The organism is Roseburia sp. AM23-20, assembly GCF_003470905.1.
Taxonomy (GTDB): Bacteria; Bacillota; Clostridia; order Lachnospirales; family Lachnospiraceae; genus Roseburia; species Roseburia rectibacter.
The window spans coordinates 84,656-91,969 of record NZ_QRHS01000018.1; the positions used below are offsets into that span (position 1 = coordinate 84,656).

Genomic DNA, 7,314 nt, shown 5'->3' on the forward strand with positions numbered 1-7,314 from the left:
TTATGAGATCAATGATATGGAAATCAACATTCAGGGAAATTAGAGAAAGCCTTGGCAGATTTTTAGCCATCCTTGCTATCGTTGCATTGGGAGTGGGATTTTTTGCGGGACTTAAGGTAACACAGCCTGCAATGTTAGAAACGGCACAGCGTTATTTTGATAAGACATCTCTTTATGATTACCGCCTGATCTCTACGGTCGGTTTTTCAGAGGACGAAGTGGAAACGATACAAAAGCAAAAAGATGTAAGGGCAGCAGAAGGAGCAGTCACGTTTGATATTATCTGTGAGAGCGGTGGGAAAGAGCGTGTCATAAAAATGCACAGCATCACGGAGAATGTCAACCGTCTGGTGCTCGTGGATGGAAAATTGCCGGAAAATGCATCGGAATGTGTGGTGGATTCCAATCTTTATGATGCATCCATGATCGGAAAAACGATCAAACTTTCCGGGAACAATGATACGGATGATCTGGAACATTTTTCGAGCAGGGAGTACAAGATTACCGGAATTGTGCAGTCACCATTGTATTCGCAGTTTGAGCGTGGAAGCACATCGCTTGGCAATGGCAGGGTAAGCGGATTTGCCTATCTTTTGCCAGAAGGATTTGCGGATGATTATTATACGGAAGTCTATGTGAAATTTGACAGCGATTTTCCACTGTACAGCGAAGAATATGATGCTTACATAAACCAGAAACAGGATGCGTGGGAAACACTGGCAGAGGATCTTGCAGCAGAACGCTATCAGACGGTACGTTCGGAAGCAGAGACGAAACTTTTGGATGGAAAAAAACAGCTTGCAGAGAAAAAAGAAGAGACGAAGAGTCAGCTTGACGATGCGAAAATACAATTAGACGATGCGAAAAGCCAGATCGAAGACGGCGAAAAGCAGCTTGCAAATGCAAAAAAACAGTTAGAAGAATCCAAAACACAGATCGCAGAAAAAGAAGCGGAATTATCCAATGCAAAGAAGCAGTATGAGGATGGGAAAAAGGAATATGAGGACGGGCTTTCGACTTACAATAAAGAGATAGAAAAAGCTGAAAAAAAGATCAGCGATGGGGAAAAGACGCTGCAGGAATTAAAAGAGCCGGATACCTATGTGCTTGGGCGTGATACGAATGTTGGTTATGTATGTTTTGAAAGTGATTCCGGTATCGTCGACGGAGTTGCGGATGTGTTTCCGATTTTCTTCTTCCTGGTAGCAGCGCTAGTCTGTGTGACAACGATGAACCGTATGGTGGAAGAACAGCGGACGCAGATCGGTGTTTTAAAGGCATTAGGTTACAGTGAGCATACGATCATGGCAAAATATATGTTTTATTCCGGATCGGCAGCACTGACCGGCTGCGTGGCTGGATTTGCGCTTGGAACTGTAATGTTTCCGAAAGTAATCTGGTATGCGTATGGCATGCTCTATAAGATGGAGTCGTTAGTGTATGTGTTTGACTGGAAATTAGCAGTCATTTCCGTGACCGTATCGCTTATTTGCTCTGTTGGCACAACATTTGTATCTGTCCGGCGGGAACTGACGGAGGTTGCGGCAGAACTGATGCGTCCGAAGACACCGAAAGCCGGAAAACGTGTATTTCTCGAATATCTGCCGTTTATCTGGAAGAGGCTTAAGTTTCTGCAGAAAGTGTCAATGCGGAACATTTTCCGGTATAAAAAAAGATTTTTTATGATGGTCGTGGGGATCAGCGGATGCAGTGCACTTTTAGTAACCGGATTCGGGGTACGTGATTCCGTGACGGGGATCATAACGCAGCAGTATACGCAGATACAGACTTATGATATCGGGATTACCTATTCATCGTCTGTTGCACAGAAACAGAAAGATGAACTGGAAAATAAAGAAAAAGACGGTGTAAAAAACTTTGTGTTTGTGGCAGAAAAGAGCATGGATTTAGTCGGTGAGGAAAAGACGAAATCTGTCAGCCTTATTATGGCAGATCCGGATTCGGATATAACGCCGTTTATCAACTTACATACGGAAAAAAAGGAGCCGATCGCATTTCCACAAAAGGGAGAGACGGTTATTTCAGCGAAAGTGGCAGATGAACTTGGAATAAAGACAGGGGATACCGTGACACTGCAGGATTCCGATATGAAAACGCTTAAGGTGACGGTAAGCGGTGTCTGTGAGAATTTTGTATATAATTATGTGTATCTGTCGGCAGATACTTACGCGGAACAGATGAAAGCAGAACCGGAATATAAGACGGCATTTGTGTCTGTTTCCGAGGGTACAGATGCGCATTTACTTGGAACAGCGTTAATGGCGATGGCGGATGTGGCAGCGGTAAATATTTCACAGGATGATATGGAACGTTTTTCAAGTATGATGAGCAGTATGGATCTGATCGTTGCTGTCATCATTCTGTGTGCAGCGGGACTTGCATTTATTGTTTTATATAACCTGACGAATATTAATATTACAGAGCGTGTGCGTGAGATCGCAACGATCGAGGTGCTTGGTTTTTATGAGAATGAGACAGCAGCATATGTTTTCCGGGAAAACACGATCCTTACATTTCTTGGCGCACTTGTAGGACTTGTGCTTGGCATATTTCTGCACCGGTTTGTCATGAGCCAGATCGTTGTGGATATGGTGTCTTTTGATGTGCATGTAAAACAGATCAGCTTTTTATACAGTCTGGTGCTGACCATGGTATTTACCTGGTTTGTGGACCGCCTGATGCGAAAGAAGATCGATGCGATCAGTATGACGGAATCTTTAAAGAGCGTTGATTAAAAATAGAGTTGGACGTTAATGTGGGAAAGTGTTATAGTCTATTTATAAAAAATGACGAATCAGGAGATGATACATATGGGAAAAATTATAACGATCGGGCGTGAATTTGGCAGTGGCGGACGTGAGGTTGGAAAGAGACTTTCGGATGAACTGGGAATCGCCTATTATGATAATGAGATCATTACAGAGATTGCGAAGCGGACAAAACTTGCAGAAGGTTATGTACAGCATGTAATGGAAAACAGTCCTTCCACGCTGATGCCGATCACGATCGGAAGAACTTTTTATATGGGCGTGGACCCGGTGATGGAGCAGAACAATGCGGTTTACAGGGAGCAGAGCCTTTTGGTGCAGGAACTTGCAGAAAAATCAGACTGCGTAATTGTCGGAAGAAGTGCAGACTATATCCTGCGTGATAAAGATCCGCTGCGTCTGTTTATTTATGCAGACATAGAATCGCGTATGGAACGCTGCAGAAAACGTGCACCGGAGCAGGAACATTTTACGGATAAAGAGTTAAGACGTCATATTCAGGATGTGGATAAAAAACGTTCGAAATATTATCAGTTTTTTACCGGACAGACCTGGGGGGACAAATTAAATTATGACCTGTGTATCAATACGTCCGGTGCTGATATTGAAGCGCTGGTGAAGGTGATCGCAAAACTGGTAAAATAAAACATGCAGGAATATCATTTAAACAGTGAAAAAAAAATCTGTCTGATGTCAACAGCAGAATTTAAGGAGCTAGAGGGGCAATATCCTCACAAGCGGAATCTTTACCGCAGTATGAATCCGGTGCAGTATTGTAAGGCGGAAAATTATGGAGACTGTCTGTTTGGGACAATGAAGATACCGCGCGTATTAAAAGGTGAAATAACTTATATTGTATTTGGATTTTATCTGAGGGGCGATGAACTGTTACTGATCGAGGATGGCAGTTTTTTAAAGACATGTCTGGGAAAACTGGAAAAAGTCATACCGGAAGAAATAAGTATGAATCAGCTTCTTGTCATGATCTTTGAAATGCTGATCGAGGATGATGTGATCTATCTGCAGCAGCAGGAAGAAAAATTAGCTTCGATCGAGGAAGAACTGTTAAAAAAGATTCCGGAACATTTTTATGAGATCATACTCCGGTACCGGAAACGCTTTTCGGCGTATCATGCTTATTACGAGCAGCTTGTAAATCTGGCAGATGCCATGCAGAGTGATTTTGGACAGATACTGACAGATAAGGAGCAGTCACTCTGGCAGCTCTATGCAAACCGTGTGGAACGTCTGCATGACCATGTAGAACTTTTGAGAGAGTATCTGGTACAGATCCGTGAGTTATACCAGTCATTGATCGATGTTCAGCAGAATAAAGTCATGAGTATCCTGACGGTTGTCACAACGATCTTTCTTCCTTTGACATTGATCGCAGGATGGTACGGAATGAATTTCCCCAATATGCCGGAGTTCCGATGGAAGTATGCATATCCGGTTGTGATCATTGCCAGTATATTTATCATTGCAGGTGAGATCGTATATTTTAAGAAAAAGAAAATGCTTTAAGAGAAAATATTTTAAGAGAATTTGTGTGTGATCCGGAAATGGGGGATGATCCTCTGTTTCCGGATTTTTATATGTCAAAGTGCCGGATATATGAATATATTACAATAAGAATGAGTTAGAGAAGCTGCTGTTATGGCTTATGAAGATATAAAAATTTCAGGCATTACAAAATGCTTTTATAATAATGGGGAAATGCGTCAGATATTACGACCGATAGACCTTTCCATACCACATGGGAAATTCGTTTCGATCATTGGGCCGAGCGGGTGTGGAAAGTCGACGCTGTTTAACATTGTGGCAGGACTTCTGCCACCGACATCGGGAGATATTACGATCGGCGGGAAAAGCATTTTAGGGGAAAAGGGCTATGTTGGTTATATGCTGCAAAAAGATATGCTTCTTCCGTGGCGTACGATCATCGACAATATTATTTTGGGACTTGAAATCAAGGGTGTGCCGAAGAGGGAAGCGAGAAAACAGGCACTGCCCCTGATGGAAAAGTATGGACTTTTGGGATTTGAAAAAAATTATCCGTGCGAACTGTCCGGTGGAATGAGGCAGAGAGCAGCACTTCTTCGCACGCTTTTGTATGACCGGGAGATCATTTTGTTAGATGAGCCGTTTGGCGCACTGGATGCGCAGACAAGACAGTCCATGCAAAACTGGCTGTTAGAGATCTGGGAAGATTTTCATAAAACAGTCTTATTTGTGACGCATGATATCGATGAGGCAATTTATCTGTCGGATATCATTTATGTTTTTTCGGAACGGCCTGGTTACGTAAAAGAAAAAATCAATGTTAACTTAAAACGTCCAAGAAAGCAGGAAGATATGCTGGAAGCTGATTTCTGGGATTTAAAACAGCATTTGACAGGAGGAATGTCTGATGGAAAAAAAGGCGTATGAAGCATATTATTATGAGCCGAAATCCGTTGGGGCAATGCAGTCAGACGGAAAGGAAAAATTAAGGCAGAAAAAACAGAAAAAAGGCATCCGGACAGGAAGGATTTTATTTGGAATTGCAATTTTAATCCTTTGGGAAGTGAGTGCTATGTGTGGATGGATCGATGATTATTACTGGAGTTCTCCTTCATTGATCGTACGGACAGCGATCGTTCAGTGGAAAGAAAAAAATCTTGCATATGACATCTATTTTACATCTATGTCTACGATCGGTGGTTTTCTGGCAGGAACGTTAGGCGGCGCAGTGTTAGGATTGTCATTCTGGTGGTCAAAGACATTTGCAAAAATTTTTGAACCGTATCTTGTGATGTTTAATGCAGTGCCAAAGCTGGCACTTGCACCAATTTTAATCGTGCTGTTTGGTATCGGTTTTTCATCCAAAGTAATCCTGGCATTTTTAATGACAGTAATATCATGTGCGCTTGCGACAGTCAGCGGCGTCGAAAATGTGGATGAGTCGATGGAAACTTTGCTTTATTCACTTGGTGCCACCAGGTGGCAGGTTTTTGGTAAAGTTGTGGTTCCGGCAGTGCTTCCCTGGATGCTTGGGAGCCTCCGGATCAATATTTCTTTGGCGCTCGCAGGTGCGATCGTCGGGGAATTTATCGCATCTGGGCATGGACTTGGAAGAATGGTCATCTATGCGGGCACTATTTTAGATACTACATTAGTGTGGGTTGGGGTGATCGTGCTGTCACTGCTTGCAATGGTAATGTACCTTGCGGTGGTGGAACTGGAAAAATGGATGACGGAACATCTTGCCATTTACCGTAAGGCGTAAAGACACCTTTTGGCACGTAAAGCCATATTATATGAAAAAGAGAAAACAGGCAGAGATGTTAACAAGAAAAATATTAAAAAGGAAATGGTTTAGTTGTTTTGGATGCGTTTTATTTGCTGCCGTGCTATTGGCGACAGCCTGCGGTGATGATAAGGCAGGGCAGGAGAGTGAGGCGCTAAAGAAGATTGTGATCGCAGAGCCGTTACATTCGATCGGGTATCTTCCACTTTATGTTGGGCAGCAGGAGGGATTTTTTGAGGAGGAAGGACTTGATGTGGAGGTGATACAGGCTACGGGCGGCTCGCATGTGACATCTGTGATGAGCGGGGATGCATGGGGCGTGATCGGTGGAGTGGATTCGAATGCGATCCCGAATGCATCCGGAAACTGCCCTGACCCGGTAATTGCCGTCTGCAACTGTGTAAACCGTGCAAATGTGTACCTGTGTGCAGCAGTCGGTGAAGAATATACTGGAAATACGGATGAAGAACTTGCACAATATTTCAAAGGCAAGAAGATCAATTCCGGCAGATTTGGCGGCAGCCCAAATTTATGCGTGCGCTATCTTTTGCTTTCACTCGGACTTGATCCGGATCGTGATGTTGTGATGGTAGAGCCGGCAGACATGTCAACTTCCGTTGCTGTGGTGCAGAGCGGTCAGGCAGATATTTCCTGGGCAGCAGAACCCCAGATTGTAGATGGGATGAAGCAGGGGGTATGGACAGATGCATTTTACCAGTTTACAGATTTAGGAGATTATGCTTACTCTGTTTTAAGTGTAGCGGAATCGACAATCAGCAATGATCCGGAAACAGTACAGCACTTTGTGAATGCGATGTTAAAATCTCTGACTGCGGCGCAGGATAAGGAGATCGCAGTCCGGGCTGCAGAAAAAGAATTTCCGACCACACCGCCAGAAGATATAGAAGCCGTGATCGACCGCGCCTATGCAGATGAACTTTGGAGCATGGATGGTGTGATCACGCAGGAAGCAGTAAAAAATGATATGGAAGTATCCATTGCATCGGATGTATATCAGGGGACTTACCAGTATGAAGAACTGGTGGATATGCAGTTCGTTTACAATGCACAGAACAATACGGATTGAAATTAGTTATCTGACAAATGCTGGTTTGTGAGTGACATGAGTTTCCCTGTGTAGGGTGGTTACGGGGGTTTACGATTGGCAAATTGCATTAAGCCGGGAGTGTTTTGTTCCGTTGTCCGAAAATAAGAAAGTCTAAGTATGCCTGATTT

At 43.5% G+C, this 7,314-nt stretch carries 6 protein-coding genes; all 6 read left to right on the plus strand.

Annotation, left to right across the window (positions count from 1 at the left end):
• The first annotated feature begins 2 nt into the window (after positions 1-2).
• The 6 genes from DW650_RS13755 (at position 3) to DW650_RS13780 (ending at position 7,165) form a co-directional block, all read left to right on the plus strand.
• Positions 3-2,756, plus strand: coding sequence for an ABC transporter permease (locus tag DW650_RS13755; protein ID WP_243102965.1), 2,754 nt, complete (start codon positions 3-5; stop codon positions 2,754-2,756).
• Between the two features lie 75 nt (positions 2,757-2,831).
• Positions 2,832-3,434 carry a cytidylate kinase-like family protein gene (locus DW650_RS13760; protein ID WP_199654278.1) on the plus strand — a complete coding sequence of 201 codons (603 nt, stop codon included), beginning with the start codon at positions 2,832-2,834 and terminating at the stop codon, positions 3,432-3,434.
• 3 nt (positions 3,435-3,437) lie between these two features.
• On the plus strand, positions 3,438-4,313 hold the full coding sequence (locus DW650_RS13765; RefSeq protein ID WP_118210236.1) for a magnesium transporter CorA family protein: 876 nt from the start codon (positions 3,438-3,440) through the stop codon (positions 4,311-4,313).
• Positions 4,314-4,445: 132 nt separating this feature from the next.
• Positions 4,446-5,219, plus strand: coding sequence for an ABC transporter ATP-binding protein (locus tag DW650_RS13770; protein ID WP_118210237.1), 774 nt, complete (start codon positions 4,446-4,448; stop codon positions 5,217-5,219).
• Complete coding sequence (locus DW650_RS13775; protein ID WP_117922642.1) at positions 5,200-6,057, plus strand: ABC transporter permease; 858 nt, start codon at positions 5,200-5,202, stop codon at positions 6,055-6,057. The genes DW650_RS13770 and DW650_RS13775 overlap by 20 nt, the downstream gene beginning before the upstream one ends.
• Positions 6,058-6,112: 55 nt before the next feature.
• Positions 6,113-7,165 carry an ABC transporter substrate-binding protein gene (locus tag DW650_RS13780; RefSeq protein ID WP_118210240.1) on the plus strand — a complete coding sequence of 351 codons (1,053 nt, stop codon included), beginning with the start codon at positions 6,113-6,115 and terminating at the stop codon, positions 7,163-7,165.
• The last annotated feature ends 149 nt before the right edge of the window (positions 7,166-7,314 follow it).

Coding starts and splice junctions, on each gene's coding strand:
- DW650_RS13770 (WP_118210237.1), top strand. CDS start 4,446: ATGGCTTATGAAGATATAAAAATTTCAGGCATTACAAAATGCTTTTAT.
- DW650_RS13755 (WP_243102965.1), top strand. CDS start 3: ATGAGATCAATGATATGGAAATCAACATTCAGGGAAATTAGAGAAAGC.
- DW650_RS13780 (WP_118210240.1), top strand. CDS start 6,113: ATGTTAACAAGAAAAATATTAAAAAGGAAATGGTTTAGTTGTTTTGGA.
- DW650_RS13765 (WP_118210236.1), top strand. CDS start 3,438: ATGCAGGAATATCATTTAAACAGTGAAAAAAAAATCTGTCTGATGTCA.
- DW650_RS13775 (WP_117922642.1), top strand. CDS start 5,200: ATGGAAAAAAAGGCGTATGAAGCATATTATTATGAGCCGAAATCCGTT.
- DW650_RS13760 (WP_199654278.1), top strand. CDS start 2,832: ATGGGAAAAATTATAACGATCGGGCGTGAATTTGGCAGTGGCGGACGT.